20 protein-coding genes and 1 pseudogene are annotated in these 21416 nt (G+C 36.3%); 8 read left to right on the top strand and 13 right to left on the bottom strand.

Annotated features, from left to right (window positions below; all coding sequences use genetic code 11):
- Positions 1-16 precede the first annotated feature (16 nt).
- The gene (locus AC0L3Q_RS15715; RefSeq protein WP_473280844.1) at positions 17-514 is read left to right on the top strand and encodes an anthrone oxygenase family protein; all 498 of its coding nucleotides are present in this window, start codon (positions 17-19) and stop codon (positions 512-514) included.
- Between the two features lie 18 nt (positions 515-532).
- Positions 533-1375 carry an NmrA family NAD(P)-binding protein gene (locus AC0L3Q_RS15710; protein WP_473280842.1) on the top strand — a complete coding sequence of 281 codons (843 nt, stop codon included), beginning with the start codon at positions 533-535 and terminating at the stop codon, positions 1373-1375.
- A gap of 96 nt (positions 1376-1471) precedes the next feature.
- Here the strand turns inward: AC0L3Q_RS15710 and AC0L3Q_RS15705 are convergent, their stop codons facing one another.
- The 7 genes from AC0L3Q_RS15705 to AC0L3Q_RS15675 form a co-directional block, all read right to left on the bottom strand.
- Positions 1472-3013 carry an acyl-CoA carboxylase subunit beta gene (locus AC0L3Q_RS15705; protein WP_473280840.1) on the bottom strand — a complete coding sequence of 514 codons (1542 nt, stop codon included), beginning with the start codon at positions 3011-3013 and terminating at the stop codon, positions 1472-1474.
- Positions 3014-3016: 3 nt separating this feature from the next.
- Positions 3017-4459: an acetyl-CoA carboxylase biotin carboxylase subunit gene (accC, locus tag AC0L3Q_RS15700; protein ID WP_473280839.1), complete on the bottom strand. Its 1443-nt coding sequence runs from the start codon at positions 4457-4459 to the stop codon at positions 3017-3019.
- Between the two features lie 4 nt (positions 4460-4463).
- On the bottom strand, positions 4464-4949 hold the full coding sequence (locus AC0L3Q_RS15695; RefSeq protein WP_473280837.1) for an acyl-CoA carboxylase biotin carboxyl carrier protein subunit: 486 nt from the start codon (positions 4947-4949) through the stop codon (positions 4464-4466).
- Positions 4950-5039: 90 nt separating this feature from the next.
- On the bottom strand, positions 5040-5708 hold the full coding sequence (locus tag AC0L3Q_RS15690) for a 3'-5' exonuclease (RefSeq protein WP_473280835.1): 669 nt from the start codon (positions 5706-5708) through the stop codon (positions 5040-5042).
- A gap of 2 nt (positions 5709-5710) precedes the next feature.
- On the bottom strand, positions 5711-6250 hold the full coding sequence (locus AC0L3Q_RS15685; RefSeq protein ID WP_473280833.1) for a putative nucleotidyltransferase substrate binding domain-containing protein: 540 nt from the start codon (positions 6248-6250) through the stop codon (positions 5711-5713).
- Positions 6202-6522: a DUF294 nucleotidyltransferase-like domain-containing protein gene (locus AC0L3Q_RS15680; RefSeq protein ID WP_473280831.1), complete on the bottom strand. Its 321-nt coding sequence runs from the start codon at positions 6520-6522 to the stop codon at positions 6202-6204. Before AC0L3Q_RS15680 ends, AC0L3Q_RS15685 begins: the two co-directional genes overlap by 49 nt.
- Before the next feature lie 2 nt (positions 6523-6524).
- Positions 6525-7622 (bottom strand): CBS domain-containing protein, encoded by a 1098-nt coding sequence (locus AC0L3Q_RS15675; RefSeq protein WP_473280829.1) that lies wholly within the window; start codon positions 7620-7622, stop codon positions 6525-6527.
- Between the two features lie 157 nt (positions 7623-7779).
- Between AC0L3Q_RS15675 and AC0L3Q_RS15670 the strand changes: the two genes are divergently transcribed.
- A complete protein-coding gene (locus tag AC0L3Q_RS15670) occupies positions 7780-8379 on the top strand; it encodes a LysE family translocator (protein WP_473280827.1) in 600 nt (199 codons plus the stop codon).
- A gap of 56 nt (positions 8380-8435) precedes the next feature.
- Positions 8436-8936 carry a DUF1761 domain-containing protein gene (locus AC0L3Q_RS15665; protein ID WP_073316435.1) on the top strand — a complete coding sequence of 167 codons (501 nt, stop codon included), beginning with the start codon at positions 8436-8438 and terminating at the stop codon, positions 8934-8936.
- A 45-nt stretch (positions 8937-8981) separates the two neighbouring features.
- Here AC0L3Q_RS15665 and AC0L3Q_RS15660 read toward each other — a convergent pair whose 3' ends face one another.
- On the bottom strand, positions 8982-9995 hold the full coding sequence (locus tag AC0L3Q_RS15660) for a metal-dependent hydrolase (RefSeq protein WP_473280825.1): 1014 nt from the start codon (positions 9993-9995) through the stop codon (positions 8982-8984).
- Positions 9996-10002: 7 nt separating this feature from the next.
- Complete coding sequence (locus AC0L3Q_RS15655; RefSeq protein ID WP_473280822.1) at positions 10003-11184, bottom strand: hypothetical protein; 1182 nt, start codon at positions 11182-11184, stop codon at positions 10003-10005.
- A gap of 285 nt (positions 11185-11469) precedes the next feature.
- Between AC0L3Q_RS15655 and AC0L3Q_RS15650 the strand changes: the two genes are divergently transcribed.
- The 4 genes from AC0L3Q_RS15650 to AC0L3Q_RS15635 all read left to right on the top strand — a co-directional run bounded on the left by AC0L3Q_RS15650 (position 11470) and on the right by AC0L3Q_RS15635 (position 16980).
- Positions 11470-11874: a response regulator gene (locus tag AC0L3Q_RS15650; RefSeq protein ID WP_073316438.1), complete on the top strand. Its 405-nt coding sequence runs from the start codon at positions 11470-11472 to the stop codon at positions 11872-11874.
- Entirely contained in the window at positions 11874-12314 is a 441-nt protein-coding gene (locus tag AC0L3Q_RS15645; protein ID WP_473280819.1) for a response regulator, read from the top strand. Before AC0L3Q_RS15650 ends, AC0L3Q_RS15645 begins: the two co-directional genes overlap by 1 nt.
- 134 nt (positions 12315-12448) lie before the next feature.
- On the top strand, positions 12449-15160 hold the full coding sequence (locus AC0L3Q_RS15640; RefSeq protein ID WP_473280816.1) for a TonB-dependent receptor: 2712 nt from the start codon (positions 12449-12451) through the stop codon (positions 15158-15160).
- Positions 15157-16980 carry a YfiR/HmsC family protein gene (locus AC0L3Q_RS15635; protein WP_473280813.1) on the top strand — a complete coding sequence of 608 codons (1824 nt, stop codon included), beginning with the start codon at positions 15157-15159 and terminating at the stop codon, positions 16978-16980. The genes AC0L3Q_RS15640 and AC0L3Q_RS15635 overlap by 4 nt, the downstream gene beginning before the upstream one ends.
- Positions 16981-17069: 89 nt before the next feature.
- Here the strand turns inward: AC0L3Q_RS15635 and AC0L3Q_RS15630 are convergent, their stop codons facing one another.
- From AC0L3Q_RS15630 to AC0L3Q_RS15615, 4 genes and pseudogenes are all read right to left on the bottom strand, one after another.
- On the bottom strand, positions 17070-18176 hold the full coding sequence (locus AC0L3Q_RS15630) for a hypothetical protein (protein WP_473280812.1): 1107 nt from the start codon (positions 18174-18176) through the stop codon (positions 17070-17072).
- 206 nt (positions 18177-18382) lie between these two features.
- Positions 18383-19188: pseudogene (locus AC0L3Q_RS15625) on the bottom strand (3-keto-disaccharide hydrolase).
- A 22-nt stretch (positions 19189-19210) separates the two neighbouring features.
- A complete protein-coding gene (locus AC0L3Q_RS15620) occupies positions 19211-20263 on the bottom strand; it encodes a sugar phosphate isomerase/epimerase family protein (RefSeq protein ID WP_473280810.1) in 1053 nt (350 codons plus the stop codon).
- 4 nt (positions 20264-20267) lie between these two features.
- Positions 20268-21413: a Gfo/Idh/MocA family protein gene (locus tag AC0L3Q_RS15615; protein WP_473280807.1), complete on the bottom strand. Its 1146-nt coding sequence runs from the start codon at positions 21411-21413 to the stop codon at positions 20268-20270.
- Positions 21414-21416 lie beyond the last annotated feature (3 nt).

Raw genomic sequence — 21416 nt, 5'->3', positions numbered from 1 at the left:
AGCAAAATCTATTCTTATGGACATCACATTCAAATCTATAGTAGTACTCTTAAGTATTTTAGGTGTTGGATTAACGGCGGGTCTTTGTTTTACCTGGTCCAATGCAATAACTCCGGGTATTGGTCGATTGGATAATCTTTCATTTTTACAATCCTTTCAAGCCATAAACAGAGCCATTATCAACCCAAGTTTTTTATTGGTCTTTTTTGCTCCTTCGTTACTCCTTTTTCTGAATGTCTATCTCCATAGAGACATGAATTCAAACACATTTTGGTCTTTTCTTATGGCAGCCTTATTGTTTTTTGCAGGAGTAGGCTTGGTTACCATATTTAAGAACGTACCCCTAAACGAAATGCTTGACAAAACTATTTTACATCAAGCTTCAACAAATCAATTAACAGATTTACGAACTGCTTTCGAAAAACCATGGAATCGATGGCATATGATTCGTACTGTGAGCTCATTTACGGCATTCGCCCTATTGCTCACAGGTATTTTATTTCATAAACAGTAATAATTAAAAACAAAAAAAATGAAAACAGAAAACATTTTAGTTATCGGAGGAACCGGAAAAACAGGAAGAAGAATAGTAAGCCTGTTAGAAAAGTTAGGTCACAATGTACGCATTGGTTCTCGGTCGGCAAATCCTTCTTTTGATTGGCATCAACCTGATAATTGGGCACAGGCATTACAAGGAATTGAAAAGGTGTATATCACTTATCAGCCTGATTTGGCCGTGCCTGGAGCATTAAAAGCGATAGAACAATTGGTTATTGAAGCTAAAAAGGCATCCGTAAAAAAATTGGTGCTTTTGTCAGGTAAAGGAGAACGAGAGGCAGAGTTGTGTGAGCAAGTGGTTATCCATTCTGGATTAGATTATACCATTGTTAGAGCGAGCTGGTTCAATCAAAATTTTAGTGAGAATTTTATATTAGAGCCTATTTTAGACGGGTTTGTTGCACTACCACAAGCTGAAGTTAAAATTCCTTTTGTAGATGCAGATGATATCGCTGAGGTAGCCGTAAAAGCACTTTTGGATAATATTCATAATGGAAGTATTTATCAACTTACCGGATCTGAAACTCTTACTTTTAAAGAGGCGATTGCTATGATTTCCAAAACGATTAATCGCCCGATAACTTTTGTTCCGATTACCGTTCAGGAGTATGGTGATGGAATGCGTAAAGCCAATTTACCAGAAGACTTTGTTTGGTTGATCGAATATTTGTTTACCGAAGTATTAGGTAATCCAAAAAATGCTGAAATCACTAATGATGTTGAAAAAGTATTGGGAAGAAAACCAATACGTTTTGAAGAGTATGTGGCAAATGCTGCAGCTACAAATGTGTGGAGTGTAGGAGAACGTGTGGAATAGAACGGATACTAAAATCGGGGATAACTTGTACTAAAGCTATCCCCGATTTGATATGGTGATAAAGTTCTAAATAATCTTTATTTAATATTTATAGAATTACAAAGGAATATTCCCATGTTTTCTTTTGGGTTGATCTACCTCTTTGTTCTCAAGCATACTAAACGCTTTGATTAACTTTCTACGTGTATCTTTTGGTAGAATAACTTCGTCAATAAATCCACGTTGTGCTGCTCTGTAGGGATTGGCAAATTTATCTGCATATTCTGCTTCTTTTTCTGCCAATTTAGCCTCAGGATCATCTGCCGCCTGGATTTCTTTTCTGAAAATAATTTCACTGGCACCTTTGGCACCCATTACCGCAATCTCTGCGGTTGGCCAAGCAAAGTTAAGGTCAGCTCCAATATGCTTCGAGTTCATCACATCATAAGCACCACCATATGCTTTTCTGGTAATTACAGTAACTCTTGGAACTGTAGCTTCACTAAGTGCATATAGCAACTTGGCTCCGTGAACGATAATTCCATTCCATTCCTGATCTGTACCTGGCAAGAATCCAGGAACATCTTCCAATACCAAAAGAGGAATATTAAAACAGTCACAAAAACGAGTAAATCTAGCCGCTTTTTTCGAACTATTTACATCCAATACTCCTGCAAGGAATAAGGGTTGGTTAGCTATAATCCCTATGCTTTTTCCACCGAGACGTGCAAAACCAACAATGATATTTTCAGCATAATCCTTGTGGATTTCATAAAATGAGTCTTCATCAATAATTCCTTGAATGACATCATGCATGTCATAAGGTTTGTTCGGGTTGTCAGGTACAATAGTACTCAACTCCTCGCGAATCTCTTCTCCCGGTGTAAAAGGTAGTGCTTCTGGAAACTCAGCATTACTCTGTGGGAGATAGCTTAAAAGCTTCTTCACATCTTCGAGACATTCGATGTCGTTGGCAGAAGTCACGTGCGCTACTCCAGATTTGGTGGAGTGTGTGCTTGCACCCCCAAGTTCTTCAGAAGTAACCTCTTCATTAGTAACTGTTTTTACGACGTTGGGTCCGGTTACAAACATATAACTGGTGTCTTCTACCATCATTGTAAAATCTGTCATGGCGGGAGAATAAACCGCTCCACCTGCGCAAGGTCCCATAATGGCAGAGATTTGAGGAATTACTCCAGACGCTTGTACATTGCGATAAAATATATCTGCATATCCACCCAGAGATCTTACTCCTTCTTGGATTCTTGCTCCACCAGAATCATTCAAACCTATCATAGGTGCTCCTACTTTTACAGCAAGATCCATGATTTTACATATTTTTTCAGCATGAGTTTCAGACAGAGCTCCACCAAAAACGGTAAAATCCTGTGCAAAAACATAAACCAATCTACCGTTTACCGTTCCGTATCCAGTCACCACACCGTCTCCATAATAGATTTCTTTTTCCATTCCGAAATCTGTGGTTCTATGGGTAACCAGAATGCCAATTTCTTCAAAAGATCCTTCATCTAGTAGATAGGCGATACGTTCTCGAGCGGTTAACTTTTTCTTTGCGTGTTGCTTATCGATACGTTGTTCGCCTCCACCTAGTTTTGCCAGAGCAACTTTTTCTTGTAATGTTTTAATCTTGTCGTCCATAAATTAATGCGTTGGGATACGTAACGTTTTTTGATCTTTAATATATTGTTTCATGGCTACGATAGCCGCAATTTTAGCTTCTTGTGCTGCCGCAGCTTCAATCTTATCCGCAGCATAGTATTTTTTTACAAAGTGGGTGTCGAAGTTACCAGAAGTAAAAGCTTCGTGTTGGCAAACAAACTTTCCAAAAGGAAGGGTAGTTTGTACACCTTCTACTTTGTATTCATCAATGGCTTTGATCATTAATTGTATGGCTTCTTCTCGGGTATTGCCATAGGTGATCAATTTTGCCAGCATAGGGTCGTAGTAAATAGGAATGTCCATGCCTTCTTCAAAACCGTTATCCACTCGGATACCTTCTCCCACAGGGATTTGATATACATCCAGATGTCCTACACTCGGTAAAAAGTCGTTTAGCGGATCTTCGGCGTATACTCTTAGCTCCAGTGCATGCCCTGTAATAGTTAGATCTTCTTGGGTGATAGGAAGCTGTTCTCCACGAGCAACTTTAATCTGTAGTTCTACCAGATCAACACCAGTGATCAACTCGGTTACCGGGTGCTCTACCTGAAGACGAGTATTCATTTCCAGGAAATAGAAGTTATGATTTTCATCTAGTAAAAACTCTACAGTTCCTGCTCCCAAATAATCACAAGCTTTGGCCACACGTACAGCTGCTTCTCCCATTTGAGTTCTTAACTCTGGACTAAGTACTGCAGATGGAGCTTCTTCTACCACCTTTTGGTGACGGCGCTGTACACTACATTCTCTTTCGAATAAGTGAATAACATTACCGTGGCTATCTGCCATTACTTGTATTTCTATATGTCGAGGAGATCCTACGTATTTTTCGATAAAAACTGAACCATCTCCAAATGCAGATGTCGCTTCACTAATAGCTCGCTCCATTTGCGATTCCAGATCTTCTTCTTTTTCTACAACGCGCATTCCTTTTCCTCCACCTCCGGCAGACGCTTTGATCAGGATTGGAAACCCAATATCTTTGGCGATAGCTTTTGCTTTTTCAACATCGGTTATGGCTTCTTCAATACCAGGTACCATTGGGATATCGTATGCTTTTACCGCTTCTTTGGCAGCAAGCTTACTTCCCATCACCTGTATGGCTTTGGATTTTGGTCCAATAAAGATCAGCCCATTCTTTTCAACTTCTTCGGCAAAATCTGCATTTTCACTCAAGAACCCATAACCTGGGTGTATGGCGTCTACATTAAGTTCTTTGGCAACTTCAATAATTTTAGATCCTAATAGGTACGATTGGTTAGACGGAGCTTCACCAACACATACCGCTTGATCTGCAAATCTCACATGAGGAGCATTTCTATCTACAGTAGAGTAAACAGCAACGGTTTTGATCCCCATTTTTTTTGCGGTTTTCATCACTCGTAAAGCGATTTCACCTCTATTTGCAACTAGTATTTTTTTCATAAGTTTATTCGAATTCAACTAATAATTGTCCTTTGTCTACAGCATCTCCTTTTTGAATAGCTATAGATTTGATAGTACCTTCTCTAGGAGAAAGAATCACGTTTTCCATTTTCATGGCTTCCAAAATTAAAAGAGGATCATCTTCTTTTACTTCTTGTCCAGGTTCAACATGGATATCCAGTAACAAGCCTGGCATTGGTGCTTTAATAGCATTTACCTGTTTTGAAGATCCTAATGAGAACCCCATTGCTGCTATTTGCATATCCAAAGCGTCTGCAATGTTTATCTGGTAATCGGTATGATTCACTCTAACCGTATATGTTTTACGATTAAAATCAGATCCAATAACTTCAGTATGATAAGAAGTGTGATTGTCAATTACATGAAATTTGTTTTCTGTAGAAGACAAGGCATCGGTTGCATCGATGTCTTTTTTGGTAAACTCGAACTCATGGGTTTGGTTCACCTTAACTTTATAAGTATCGCTCATATAAGGTTTCTTTTTCGGCGTTAAATATAGGTATTTAAAAGAACCATTTCTTAGAACGAATGCAAAATTATTCTCAATTTATTAGGGATATCATAATAAACCCTTTCGATTAGACCTAAAGAATAGGTCTTTGATAAAAAAATGCCTTTTTCGCATCAAATGAGATACGATTTTTAAAAATAGGATTCCGGTAATATAAGCATCTCCTGCAGCGGTATGTCTATCCTGTTTTTTAATATTAAAAATGGCACTCAATTCGTCGAGCGAATAATGTTTGTTTCTATCTGAACATATTGTAGTTTTTTTGAATAAATCACCTGTGTCCAATACTTTGTTTTTTAACTTGGGTAAATCTAGTCTTTTCAAGCAGGTATTAATCATACTGATGTCAAAAGCCGCATGATGAGCAACCAAAATAGCGTCTTCAATAAACTCTAAAAAAAGCACTATGGCTTGTTTCTCTTCCACCTTTATCATATTTCCTTCTTTTAGAATCCCATGAATTTCTGCTGTTTTTGAATTGTAAACATCTTGTTTTACATATAGTTCGAGGGTGTCACCAACATTCATGATTTGCGAAGTAACACCAATTGCTCCAATAGATAAAATGCGATCATTTTTGATGTGCAGTCCTGTTGTTTCGGTATCAAAAATTACAAATCGTGTAGTCTGCAAATGAAGTTTCTTTTTCGTGCGAAAATGATTGGCATAGTTCATCCAAAAATCGGGTAAAGATTTTTTCTTGGTCCAAGAAAACATGATTATAATATTTGAGATAGATTAAATCGCACTTGTATGAGTTGTTGTATTTCTTTTATGGCCGTAAAACATCGTTTTAGTTTTAGCTTATCTTCTTTTGTGATAGATTTCAAATCAATAAATCGTCCAGAAGTATTTTGTTGAAGACCATGAAGAGTTCTAAATTTTGTCAATACTTGAAAAGCAGTAATACAAGATAGATACAAAGTCTTATTTTGAGGCTCTATTTGCGCAAGCTTTTGGTACCTGAGTACGGTATTGTTATGCTCTTTAAAATTATGGGATAAGACCAATAATCGAGCAGCATCCACCAATGGCATGATTGCTCTGGATTTAATGTCAAATTGATCCTTGTGCTCTCCGCTGGACTCCACCAGAAATTGTCTAAAAAAACTTAGTGGAGGAGGGTTTTTTAATGCATCTAATCCGAGGAAATTCAGAAAGATATTATAGTTTTTGATAGATTCGAAAATACTTTCAGAAAGTTCATCGATCAATTGATGATCTCCATACACAAAATCATAATCAAAAAAATCGTGCATAACATAATTTGATCCTTGTCGGGAGTTGTAATCCAATTGTGAAATTGTTGTTTCCATTGAGATACCGATAAACACCATTTCGGATTATTAGCCATCATTTCTGCTGGACAATACTCAAAACCTATCGTATTTAATTTGTGGTTTATTTTAAAAGCAAGAGTGATGAAATAGTTTTTGGTTTCGGTATACTTTTCTTCGGGAACGTCCTTAAAAATTAATGCGTTGTCCTGATCGGTAAGAAGTAGTTGCTCATTTCTACCTTGACTTCCCAATGCTAGGAATGTAAATTCGACTGGAGGGGAGAATGCATTTCTGCTAAAGAAAGTAAAACTGCTTTTTCTATAATAGCTTTGTTTAGCACAGCAATGATTTTTAAAATGAAGGGAATAGGAATCTGTTGTTGCATGTATCCAAGAAGTAATTCTTGTATACCTTGGCGGATGTACTTTAGTTCTTGATCGGTACTACTGCGTTCTATCGCTTTGATGAGTACGGTAGGAGTATTACTTTGTAAAACCACGATATCATGCTCTGATAAGATACCAAGAAGCTTAGAATTAGCCGTACCATCTTCTGTGATGCATAAATGCGAAATTTTGTGCTGTAACATTGCGATTTGAGCTTCTGCTACGGTGATGTCTTTAGCAAATGCAATGACCGGCGAAGACATAATTTGATCAACATTGTCATCTATAGAAAAAGCCCCTGTAGCAACCTTAGTTCGTAAATCTTTATCCGTTACAATACCTAAAGGTTTTTCAGCATCAGTTATAATAATAGAACCAATCTTTTTTGAGCTCATCACCTGAGCCGCTAATTTTATGGTCACATTTGGCAAACACGTTACGGGATCTTTGGAATATGACACAGAATGAAGTTCGGTAAAATGTGTTTTGCTCTGCTGAATGTTCTCTACCTGATTTTCCAGAAAATCACTGTTCTCATGAGCATAAGGATTCCGAATATTGGAGACAAAGCTTGCTAACAAATATTTATTGGCCTTTGCATTGATGGTGATGTTATTTTCGAGAAGTTCTGAAGAAATACAATATATAATGCTTTCTTCTATTGCCTCTGCATTCAATATATAATTCCCCTTTCGTATGAGTGCACGAAGTCCAAAAATATCACCTTCATCACATTGATCTACCAAGGCCTTATCTTGATCCCTAAAAATACCAATAGCGCCATCTTTTACTACATAAAAATGATCGTGGACTTGCTCGTCGGCGGTAAAAACATTTTCATTCTTTGGGATATATCGTATGGTTATATTTCTAGATATAATTTCCAAATCTCTGCTTTCAAGACAATCAAAAGGTGGAAAATCCTTTAAAAAATCGAAAACTCTTTCAGCTATTGTGTTTTTCATGTCATGAATGTATCCAAAATACAAGTGTCTTTTTATGAGGATTATCATGTTTTGAAGGATAGTTGATCTTACTTCTAATTTCTTGACTCACTGAATTTTGAAAAAGAAAGACTTTAATATTTATATTTACAGATTGTAAATTGTGATTTTATAACTCATGTCAATTCTAGAAGGTTACGTAATCGGTTTGGGAATGGTGATCTTTATAGGTCCTGTTTTCTTTTTGTTACTGAATAGTAGTCTTCAGTCGGGAATGAAAGCAGGCGTGGCAGTTGCCTTGGGGATCATAGTAAGTGATATCATCTGCGTTGCATTGTGTTATTATGGCCTTTCTTCGGTTATTACTATTGAAAAGAATCAATTCTGGATAGGAGTTGTAGGAAGTATCATTATTCTAATTTTGGGGATAAGCTATTTGCTGAAGAAGGCAGAGATTACTTCTGAAATGACGGCTAGCTCAATGAATCTTAGAGCTTTTTTCTTAAAAGGATTTAGTGTTAATTTCTTCAATCCTTTCGTTTTTGTGGTTTGGATTAGCGCTTTTAATTATGGGAAACACAAATATCCAGAGCACTATTCTTTACTATTGTTTATGACTTTTATTTTGTTGGGGATTTTAACTACTGATTTATTAAAAGTTTTTTTATCCAAAAAAGTAAAGCGATTTATTTCGCTCAAAAGACTCACTATCTTTTTTAGAGTCACTGGTGTTATTCTTATTTTGTTCTCTATCAGATTGCTATACCTGGTTTGGTAAATGGGTACAAATTAGATTTACTTATATTTGAGTAACAACATTTAATACTAATCAATATGGAATTTAATTTTCTGATTACCGCTTTGGCGGCTCTGATCCCCATGATTTTAGGATTTATATGGTATAATCCCAAAGTATTCGGAACAGCATGGATGAATGCATGCGGATTTACCGAAGAAGATTTGAAAGGAGGAAATATGGCTCTTATTTTTATCCTTAGTTATGTATTTAGTTTTTTCCTGGCGTCAATACTTTCAGGAATGGTAATACATCAATATAGTTTTTTCTCTAGTCTAATGGCAGATCCTACATGGAATGAAGCAGGTTCCGAAACTTATAAGTTTTCACAAACTTATATGGAAAACTACGGACAAAATCACAGGAGTTTTGGCCATGGAGTATTGCATGGTGTAATTGTAGGACTGTTCTTTGTATTACCAGTTTTAGGAACCAATGCGATGTTTGAAAGAAAAGGTTTTAAATACATAGCAGTGAACGTCGGCTATTGGACAGTATGTTTGGCTATTATGGGTGGCGTTATTTGCCAGTTTGCTTAAAATACATCCAACATAAAAATATAAGCCTGAATTTTCAGGCTTTTTTTATGATTTGTTTCCAAGGACTCTATCCCATAGTTTACTTAATAATGGAGAGGCTTCTTCAACTTCCCGAGCTCGTTCTTTTGCTTGCAAGTTACCTTCTTCATCATAATAGAGTTCGTAACTAAAAACAAAACGCTCGGCCTGATCACCAATACCCAAGGTTCCAAATCGCAGATCGTTGAAGTAGGTTTTGTCATCTTTCTTTTCAATAGTATACCAACCTTCAGAAAGTTTAATCAATCTTGGGATAAGAGGATCGTTTTTCATTTCACCAAGTAGATGATGGTTCTTTGGGAATTCTGAAAAGTCAATAATATCATCTTCATCCAATAGTGAATGATAGCCTATCAAAAACGAATCCTGAGTTTCAATATTAGCCGTCCATAAAATGGTGTTGAGTGGGGTAGGACGTGTCTGAATTTCGTTATACTGAATATGTTGATTTTGAAGACTATTCGAAAAATTGGCCCTTGCATTTTGCTGAAGCACAAGCGTAGTGAGCATATAGAAACTACTGAGGTACAGTCCCAAATTATTATACCTTTTTCGTTTGGGATGTGTTCTTTTGTAGAACATCGCTATGATCACACAGATTAAAAAAGGGACAGTATATAAGGGATCAGCAACAAAGATATTGTTGAAGGCTACTTTATAATCAAAAGGCCAAAAGAGTTGTGTGCCCCAGGTGGTAAACGCATCTAGGATAGGGTGGGTAAGCAATCCCCAGAACATGAGTTTACTCCAATCTTTCCAATCGGCTTCTTTGTTTTTGTATAGTTTAGCAATGATCCACCCAAAAATAGGGGCCATTAGGATACTGAAAAGAATAGAATGCGAGAATCCACGGTGTAATTCATTAGCAGTCACATTATCCACAAAAAAGTTGGCGATCACATCCAAATCTGGAATGGTTCCCGCAACCGCTCCCCAAAACATGGCTTTGTTCCCTACTTTTTTACCCAGTGTTGCTTCACCAACAGCTGCGCCCAATACAATTTGAGTTAAAGAATCCATAGTTGGGTTAATCTAATAGAAGTTGTTTAAAAGGATTACGGATTTCGTACTCACTAGGAGAAATTAACTCTACCAAAGGTTTTAGCAATGTGTTAGAAATGGAGTTTCCATGTCTTACATATAATTTCATCTCCACCGGCTTTGCGCCAACACAACTTTTGATGATTTCTGCTGTTCTTCCTAATCGAAGTTCCTTTGCCTTGTTCTTTATTGCCAAATCCACATAATCATATAACATTTTTTGATAGATGTCGTACTCTTTGTTGTATGTATAGTCAATACCTATATGATTAGCATCAAGGACATTTCCAAGTACAAAGGAAGAGGTGAATCCAACTAATTTTTCATTCAGAAAATACCCTCTAAAAATAAATGCATCTTTTAAATTCTGCTTTAGTTGCTTAAAGGTAGATGCGTTTAATTTTCCAATCTTAAAATCTGCCTTTTCGATTACCGATAAATAGAGGCGGTCGATTTCTTTTTGAAACTGTTCAATATCTTCACTACCAAAATCCCGAATAACAATGTTCTCAGATTTTTTGAACACCTTTTTTGCCCGGGTTCTGAATTTGGTGCGCATACTGGATAGATAATCGTCAAATGTATTCCAACTATCTTCTATATGAACTACCATGTTCACATCGATTTTGAATTCCCTAAAATCATGTTCTTTGATATAATCACTTTCGGCAAAGGATTGTGGCCAAAACTCTTTAAGCAAAATAAACGAAGGCTTTTCTGTGTTTTCAGACTTTCTTATTTCTCTTAATGCATTCGATAAGCTTTCAAAAGCTTGTTTTGCTGTAACCTTGTTGGAGTCGTATAGAAAACCATGCTCTCCGCAAGAAAAAAGATTACCACAGACTAACACCTTTACCTCCAAATTTTTGAATAAAGTGTTTTTAATGGCTTCATTAATCTTACATGGGAATTCTTGAAACTTCAATTCGGCAGAGTTAAATTTTATCAACTGCACTGCAGCTATTCCCACGGCTGTAGGACCTTCGTAAAATAAGATATATCTAAACTTTATATTTTCTAATAGTGTGTCTTCAAGTGTTTGAAGATATGCTAAGGATAAAAAGGTATTGTTTTTTTTGTTAACCGAATTCCAATCTTCAATAGGTACATCTTCAATACGATCATAGTAATCATATTTTAACACATTGACCTCACATATATTTTTCAACTTTTCTATCATATATCCCTTACAAAAATTCTCTAGTAAGAATCTCGTTTATTTCAAAATTACGTTTATTTTCCTATTACCTTCTGTTAAAGGTTTATCAAAATGAGACGATTATGTCATTATTTTGTTACTGTGTTAATAGCTTTAATTTTGCAAAGTATAATTTCTTCTTGTTCATTTAATCGTAAAAATCAATGGTTTAGACGAAAACTATCTCATAAAATTTAGTTTTATGATGGAAAATTGGAATAAGTTTTTTTCCTTTGAGCGTAATTGGAAAGTTTTATGGGTAAATCTGTTAATTGCGTTTTGTTAGTAGACGATGATAAAGCTACTAATTTTTTTAACGAGCGAGTAGTTACCAGACACAATGGTTTTGATCAAGTAAACACAGTTCAAAGTGGTTTGGCTGCTCTAGAATATTTATCTGCCGTCGAAAAGGATGAGGCTACAAAACCAGATCTTATTTTTCTAGATATCAATATGCCCGCCATGAACGGATGGGAGTTTTTGGTAGAATTTGAAAAGTTAGATCATAGCTTCACCAAAGGGATCAAGGTAATTCTTTTGTCTACTTCCTCTAATCCTGATGACGTGTTGGCATCTGCCAAAAATCACAATGTAGAAGACTTCATAAATAAGCCTTTATCTCCAGATTTATTAGATAGCGTATTGAGAAATCATTTTTGATGATGGGAAAATTGAAACAAGTTCTTCTGGTCGATGACAGTAAGGCAACCAATTTTTTTAATAAAACAATTATTGAAAAGTTGAATTACGCTGAAGAAGTGGTTACGGTTCAAAATGGAGAAGAAGCGTTGAAATGGATACAGTCCAGCTCAATACATCCTGAACTTATTTTTTTAGATATTAATATGCCCGTTATGGATGGTTGGGAGTTTCTTTCCGAATATCAGAAATTGGAAGATAAGGATGAAAAAACGGTCATCGTTTTGATGATCGGAGCTGCTTTGAGTAAGGAAGAATTAATAAAAGCCAACAGCATCTCTGAAATCAAAGAGTTTAGCGAGAAGATGCTTTCCAAGATTACTGTAGGCAAAATAATCAACCAATATTTTGACGATATAGATATCGAATCCAATTCTTCAGAAAATAACAGAGTTTTATAAATACGTGGGTTGATATTCTCAAAAATATTTGCAATTTTTATCTTCATGTATTAGTTTTATTTACCCCTAACACGCAAATTATCAAATTCGAAATCAATAAATATTCAAACTTCATTGTTTTTAATTCTAATCCTATGTTAAAGAAAAGATATTCGCTATATCTTTTGGTGTTTTTGGTGTGTTTTGGGTTAGGTGAAATACATGCTCAATCAAGAGCAGTTATATCCGGTAATGTCTCAGATCAGTTTGGTAATTTACCCGGAGCGAGAATTACGATCGAAGGAACCGAAAAGAGTATCACCACCGATGTAAATGGTAATTATTCATTTAATGTAGAAGAAGGAGAATATGTAGTTAGCGCAGGTTTTGTGATGTATACGACAATATCCAAGTCTGTAGTGGTGAAGGTAGGAGATACTGCAGTAGTTGATTTTGTATTAGAAACTGGATTTTCTATGGATCAACCTATTTCTTTAGGGTCTCGGGCCAAACCAACTTCTCTATTACAAAATACAGCTGCCGTTGATATTATTTCTCCTCAACAATTGAGCAATTCGTCGCAAATAGAATTAAGTCATATTTTACATTATTTAATTCCGTCTTTTCATTCTACGCACCAAACGATTGCCGATGGAACAGATCATATTGATCCTGCTACTTTGAGAGGGCTGGGACCAGATCAGGTACTTGTTTTGGTCAATGGAAAAAGAAGACATAGTAGTTCTTTGTTGAATGTAAATGGAACTATCGGAAGAGGTTCTGTAGGAACTGATTTTAATGCAATCCCTATTGCTTCTATAGAACGAATAGAAGTACTGAGAGATGGAGCCACCTCGCAATATGGGTCAGATGCTATTGCCGGGGTGATCAATATTATTCTGAAAAAACAAACCGAAATTATTCAGGTGGATAATAGAGCCGGAATCACCACCGAAGGAGATGGGCTAAGTGTATATTCTTCCGCAAATTTTGGATTGAAAATAGGAGATGAAGGTTATATTAATGTGACTGCAGAGTATCGAGATCGAGAATCGGTAAATAGAGCAGGAGACTACACGGGGACTGTGTATAATGATGATCCCGCTATTGATAATGTATTGATTGAACAAAATAACTTTTTCGGACAAACAGGATATTCTGGAAGAAGAGTGATGGAAATTGGTAGTGCAGAGACTCAAAATCTAACGCTATCCTTTAATGGGGAGATCAAAATGTCGGATAAGGCTACCTTCTATATGCATGGAGGTAGAAACTATCGCGAAGGGCGATCCAAAGGTTTTTACCGTTTTCCCAAAGATCAGGAAAGAGTAGTTCTAGAATTATTTCCCAACGGTTTCTCTCCGGAAATTTTAACAGATATTCAAGATGATGCGGTTACAGGTGGTATCCGAGGGGTAAAAAATGAATGGGATGTCGATTTCAGTCATTCTATAGGAATCAATAGATTAGATTATACCGTAAATAACTCTAATAATGCATCCTTAGGAATTGCTTCTCCCAGAACTTTTTACGCGGGTGGTTTTATCTATAAGCAAAACACGACAAACTTAGACATTTCCCGAACTTTTGATTGGTTAAGTGGTGTAAACATAGCTTTTGGAGCGGAGTTACGGGTAGAAAACTACCAAATAGTTGCCGGAGAAGAAGCTTCTTATATCGATGGGGGGAGTACTTTCTTTAATGATTTAGGGGAAGAAGTACCCAGAGTAGCAGGAGCACAGGTCTTTCCAGGGTTTCCTCCAGAAAGCGAGTTAAACAGATTTAGAACCAATACCTCTGGATATTTGGATGTCGAAGCGAATCTTACAGATCAATTATTGGTACGAGGTGCATTGCGCTATGAATCCTATAATGATTTTGGAGAGCAGTTGATCGGGAAGTTATCTGGTAGATACAGAATCAATGATGATATTAGTGTTAGGGCAGGATTTTCTACGGGATTTAGAGCTCCATCATTACATCAAGTGTATTTCCAGAATATAAGTACGCAATTTATTAACGGGGAAAGCCTTCAGGTAGGAACGTTTAATAATGAAAGTGCAATTGTTACTGAGGCATTTCAAATAGGAAATCTAAAACCAGAATTATCAAGTCATTTCAGTGCGGGTATCAGTGGTAAGTTTAGCGATGATTTTACATTTAGTGTAGATTACTATCAGATAGATATTGATGATAGAATTGTACTCTCTGGTAGATTTGCTGAAGGTTATGAAGCGATTTTAGAACCATTTGATGTAGGTGCCGCCCAGTTTTTTACCAATGCAATAGATTCTAAAACAACAGGGGCAGATGCGGTGTTGTTTTATAAAACACCATTGGCAGAAGGGGAGTTTAATGCATCTTTGGGAGCCAATATTACTAGAACACAGGTCAAAGGACCTATCAAAGTTTCACCAGCATTAGTGGGACAAGAAGAGGTGCTTTTTAATAGAGAAGAGATAGCTCGGGTAGAGTATGGGCAACCTAGATACAAATTAAATTCGCTACTATCTTATGAAATAGATAAATTTCGATTTCAATTAGTGAATACATTGTTTGGAGAAGTGAAGTTTATACACCCCAATGATGGAGACCAGGCCAATTGGGTGTTAAATGAGTTTACTGGAAATATAGAAACCAGAGATCAAACTTTTTCTCCAAAATTAGTGACTGATGCCACGATTTCCTATCAAATAAATGATTATGTTCGATGTACTATTGGGGGAAATAATATCTTTAATGTTTTTCCTGATAAGCATACGCATTCTGCAAATACAGATGATGGAAATTTTATTTATAGTAGAAGAGTACAACAATTTGGGGTGAATGGAGCTAATTATTTTGCTAGAGTTTTATTAAGGCTATGATGCAAATATCACTTAGAAGTAGAGAAAGTATAGGGAGTCTTTTGATTGGGCTCTGCTTATGCTTTTTTTCCTTTTCAAAATCTGCGGCTCAGGAGTTAGGTAACGAAGAAGTGAAGCGTCTGCAGCGCGCTATTTTTGTGTTCAATTTTGCACAGCAGGTGGGTTGGCCGAATCTTGAAGATCAAGATAGCTTTAAGATTGGTGTTCTTGGCCCGGATAGAACGACCATTGATTTGAGTGCACTAGCGCAGAAACGTAAGATTTTTAATAAACCTGTCGAAATTATTCGATTTCAGCAGGTAAAGGATATTAAAGGGATCCATCTACTTTATGTAAATAACAAATACAACTACGAGATCTATTATATCCTAAGCAAGATTAGAGATAAGAATATACTTTTGGTTACCGAAGATTATAACTTCAATGCTTCTATGATCAATATGGTCAATGTGGGAGATTCGTTTGAGTATGAAATTAACCTAAGTAGAATCCAAAATGAAGGTTTTACGGTTGCACCCAGTCTACGACGATATGCCATTACCTCTTCAGAAAAATGGAAACGTCTCTATAAGAAAACCGAAAAATCACTGACCGAAGTTCAAGAAGAAAATAAAGAAAAAGAATCTCAATTAGAGGATAAAGATCGTGAAATACAAAGCCAAAAAGATAAGATTAACAATCAACTTGATGAATTAGATACTAAAAAACGTGAAATAAGTACTCAAAACAGGGCGATTAGGGATTTGTATACCGAAAGTCAAATACAGCAAAAGAAATTCGAAGAAAAGGTATTGATAGAAGAAGAACTGGAAAAAAATATTCAGGATCAAATTGATTACATTCAGAATCAGGAAAAACAAATCAATAACAGCCATCAAGAGATTCTAGAGCAAAATAAAGTACTCGAAGAACAAAAAAGACAAATAGAGGATCAGAATAAGATCTTAGAAGAGCAAACTTCTGAGATCGATACCCAAAAGAAAATCAACATACTTTTAATAAGTCTGGTTGCGCTTTTTGTAGTAGCTGGTTTAATTATTTACAGAGGATACCTGGCCAAGAAACGATTCAATAAAGAATTACAGGCCAAAAACCTTGCTATTTACGAACAGTCCCTGGAGTTGGAAGCCAAAAATAAAGAACTGGAACAGTTTGCTTATATCGCTAGTCATGATTTACAGGAACCCTTAAATACTATCTCGAGCTTTATAGGTCTTATTGCCGAAGATTATGGAGAAAGTTTTGATGATGTTGGGAAAGAAAGTTTATTCTTCATCAAAGATGCAAGTATACGCATGAAGAAACTGATCGATGCGCTGTTAGAGTATTCACGCTTAGGCAGAAATAGGGATTATGTTGAAATAGATTGTAATAAAGTTCTGGAAGAGCTAAAAGAGGACCTGGGAACTAGAATTAAAACATCCGGAGCTAAAATTATTGCGGATAAACTACCTGTTTTAAAAGGTTCTGAGATTGAATTTAGATTATTATTACAAAACTTAATAAGCAATGGTATTAAGTTTAGGGGTAAGGATACAACTCCCGAAATAAAGATAGAATGTACCAAGATTACAGATCTTAGTGAAGGACAAAAGGACTTATGGAAGTTTTCTGTACAAGACAATGGGATAGGGATACCCGAAGAACACAAAGAACGGATTTTTGCTATTTTCCAACGATTACACTCTCGAGAAGAGTACCAAGGTACAGGAATTGGTTTAGCCCATTGTAAGAAGATAGTAGAATCTCACGGAGGTAAGATTTGGCTAAATTCTGAAGTAGGTAAGGGGAGTACATTTTACTTTACCCTACCAGCTTAGCGTGCCTTCTTTTCAAAAACCATATAAGCCATAAAAAATAGGTGTTTTTTCAAATTAAAAAAACACCTATTTTTTATTACCGAACAAGATTAGTAGTCTATTCTAATAGATATAGTGTTACTTGTATAAGGGTTATTAATCACACTTATTTCTCCTTCAAAATAAGAACGATCATTATCTGAACTAAAAAAGAAATCATCTCCTTTGTTTGTAGGGATGTTAATTACAAATTCAGTGCCCGCATCATTAAGGGTAATTAGATTTTCATCTTCGATTCCAGCAAATATGGCACCAGAACCTCCTCCATCATCAAAAAGGACACCTCCAGAAAGTGAAAAATATCGAAGTAGAAAAGGAGAAGCATCGATATTGCTAAAATCCGGAACATAGCTAAAATTTTTTCCTGTGATAATCATTTGTTCTCCACCCATAAAACTATTTTTATTGATCGAGGTTATTTCCGGAAGTTGTTCCTTAAGTATAATAATATCTTTTTCAAAATAGGTATTGATCAAGTTGTTATACTGTACAGAAAGATAATAGATTCCTTGAGGTACAGAATTAGGAATGGTAAATTGTACTTTACCAGTATTTTGTTGAAGATCAAAGCCTATATCAATGGTTTCAAAAGTAGTTTTGTTTTCCAATCTAACCGAAGAGATCCCCGTATTATTTATTGTATTTTCAATAGTGTTTACTATGTTAGGATAATAGAAATAATCTTGCGTACGTTCTGTTTCATTGATAAGGTTGTACTGTGATATATAGTCGTAATTTATCGTGTTAAAGGTGCCACTCTTAACCAAGAAAATATCTTTATAAGTTTGATTCGTAGTTTTATTTTTAATAGTTAAAGTGTAAGTGCCTTCTCCAAAAGGGGGTAAATTTAAAGTTACCCTTTGTATAAATAATTCTTCCGGAATTGTGATGCCATAAGGAGTATCAACAATACTTCTGATAGAAACAGGGATATCTTGATTGTCTTGATTTTGAAGTGAAACCTCCCAATTGTCTATGTTTGGATCAAATTTACCAGCCAAGAAAGTAAAACTTCGATCGTTTACTGCAGGTAAGATGACATCTTTTTCAAATTCTAGAAATTCAAATTGAGGGGAAATCCCAGGTCCATCATCCTCGGAACAAGAAACTGTAAGAATTAATGATAGGAATAGGGCGAAAAGGAAATTTATTTTCATAATAGATAGTTAGGGTAATTTTTAAAAGTGGCAAATATAATGTTTTTAACATAAAGTTAAAATTTTCTTAAAAACACATTATTCGCTAACAAAATCTATCTAATGAAGATATGGTTTACTTAAAAAACGTTTGTTAACTTAGAAGGACAAAAACAGAGTCAATTATACTCTAAGTCAAATGTGATGGTAGTAGGGATAAATGTATATTACAACTCTCTTATCCAAATATTACGATATTGAACAGGATTACTATGATCTTGTAGTTTGATAGGGCCTTTACCATGAGCCGGATTTTTGGGAGGACCGATGTACTCAGTAGTACCTAAAATCTCTACGTGATCCTGTACCAATACTCCGTTGTGGATAATGGTAAATGTGCCGGATTTTGTTTTTTTACCTTGGTCGTCAAACTCAGGAGCATGAAAAATAATATCATAGGTCTGCCATTGATCTGGAGCTTTGGTAGCATTTACCAGAGGAATATGTTGTTTATAGACCGATGTTGCTTGTCCGTTGCTGTAGGTTCGGTTTTGATAACTATCCAAAATTTGAACTTCGTATTTGCTTTGAAAAAAACACCACTATTTCCTCTTCCTTGCCCTTCGCCTTCGATAACATCTGGAGCACTCCATTCCAAATGTAATTGTACACTCCCAAACGATTGTTTGGTTTGTATATCTCCGGTACCAGGTTTTACAGTCATAGTTTTGTCTGCATTAATAGTCCAACCAGCCTTAGAAACAGAGTCTTTTGCAGAAACCCATTGTTCTAGATTGTTGCCGTCAAACAACACGATGGCGTCAGAAGGCACATTGTTTTCATTAAACGATACCACTTTTGGTTCTGGCTCCCATATTTCAGTAGCTTTTGGATCCGTAATTTCTTGTTCAGGGACTTCAGGTTTGGTCTCTTCTTCCTGTTTGATTTCCTCGACCTGTTCGGTAACAGTAGTTTTTTCTTTGCATGAGTAGATAAGCCCTATTAGAGACAAAAGTAGAATCGCTTTTTTCATTGTAGTACCGTTGTTTATAGGTTTATAATCCTAATATTTTTTTCAGATGTTCTTTATCAATATCTGCTCCGGCAAAATCATCAAATGCCTTTTGAGTAGCTTCTATGATATGACTTTGGATAAAAGGAGCTCCCTCTTTTGCTCCTTGCTCAGGAGATTTGATACAGCATTCCCACTCCATTACTGCCCAAACATCACATCCGTATTGAGTAAGTTTTGAAAATATGGTTTTAAAATCAACCTGACCATCACCAGGTGAACGATATCGACCCGCTCTGTCAATCCAATCACTATAACCGCCAAAAGCACCTTTTTTACCATTTGGGTTAAACTCAGAGTCTTTTACATGGAAGGCTTTGATAAATTCGTGATAATGATCTATATATTCAATATAATCCAATTGCTGCAATACAAAATGACTAGGGTCATACAGTATGTTTACTCTTTTATGATTTCCTGTAGCTTCTAGAAAGCGTTCAAAAGTAACCCCATCATGAAGATCTTCTCCAGGGTGAATCTCGTAACAAACATCTACACCTTCGTCTTCAAAATGATTAAGTATAGGAAGCCATCGATCTGCAAGTTCTTTAAACCCCATTTCTACCAAACCAGCTGGGCGTTGCGGCCAGGGGTGCATCGTATGCCAAAGTAAAGCACCAGAAAAAGTAGCATGGACATTAAGTCCTAATCTTCTACTTGCTGTAGCGGCATTTTTTACCTGTTGTACGGCCCATTTGGTTCGCTCCTTAGGATTGTTTTTATATGAGTCGGGAGCAAAGTTATCAAACATAATATCATAAGCGGGATGCACTGCCATCAACTGACCTTGTAAATGGGTAGAAAGCTCGGTAATCTCTAATCCATATGATGCTATTTTACCTTTTAGCTCATCGCAATAGGTTTGACTTTGTGCGGCTTGTTCCAAATCGATTAATCGGGTTTCCCAGGTAGGGATTTGTATGCCTTTATATCCTAGTTCTGAAGCCCATTTGCATAACCCATTAAGGGAATTAAACGGAGCAGAATCATCCATAAATTGGGCAAGAAATATAGCAGGTCCTTTGATCGTTTTCATGTGATTAGATTTTTGTCCAAGAAGCATTATTGTTACTACTCTCTACAGCTGCGTAGATAAATTTCATTCCACGTACGCCGTCCTTTACGGTAGGAAAATCTGGAGAAGCTGATTGCGATTGGTTATTTTTTACGTTGAGTAACTCTTGCGCAAAGCTTCTGTACATTGTGGCAAAACCTTCTAGATATCCTTCTGGATGTCCTGCTGGTATGCGCACATAATCCGAGGATTCAGGATACCCTCCATTACCTCCCGGAGTGAATACTTGTTTGGTATTTTCTAACCAACGCACAGTAAGTTCATTTGGATTTTCCTGGGACCATTCGATACTTCCTTTGGTACCATATACTTTTACTCCTAAATTATTTTCTTCACCAGTAGCGATTTGAGAAAAGGTCATTATTCCTTTAGCGCCATTATCAAATCGTAATAAGATATTACCATCATCATCTAGTGTTCTGCCTTCTCCAAATGCAGAGAGATCGGCGGCTAATTCTTCAATTTGTAGTCCTGTAATATATTCAACTAGATTTTCAGCATGTGTACCAATATCACCCAGAGCGCCTCCAATTCCAGATCTTTTGGGATCCACTCTCCAGGCCGCTTGTTTCTGACCTGTTTTTTCTACAGAGGTAGCTAACCAGCCCTGTAGGTATTGTGCACAAACTTTACGGATATCACCAAGATCTCCTTTGGCAATCATCGCTTTGGCCTGCTTTACCATCGGATAGCCGGTATAGTTATGTGTAAGTGCAAAAACTTTTCCTGAAGAATGAACTATTTTCTCTAGTTCCAAAGCTTCCTCCAAAGTTAGTGTCATTGGTTTATCACAAATCACATGGAAACCATGTTCTAGTGCCATTTTTGCAGGTGGAAAATGCATATGGTTTGGAGTTACAATAGAGACAAAATCCATTCGTTCTTCCTCCGGAAGTTTGGCTTCTTCAAGAATCATCTCTTCAAAACTACCGTAAGCACGTTCTTTTGGGATTCCCAAAGCCTCGGCAGAAGCTAGGCTTTTTTCAGTACTACTAGAAAAAGCTCCGCACACAAGATTGATCATTCCATCAATACTAGCAGCTTTACGATGCACATCTCCTATAAATGAACCAATGCCACCGCCTACCATTCCCATTTTGAGTCGGGTCATATT

The sequence above is a fragment of the Aquimarina sp. KJ22-3 genome (genome assembly GCF_055808215.1).
The sequence above is the reverse complement of the archived record's forward strand: the minus strand, read 5'-3'. Positions and strand labels throughout refer to the sequence as shown.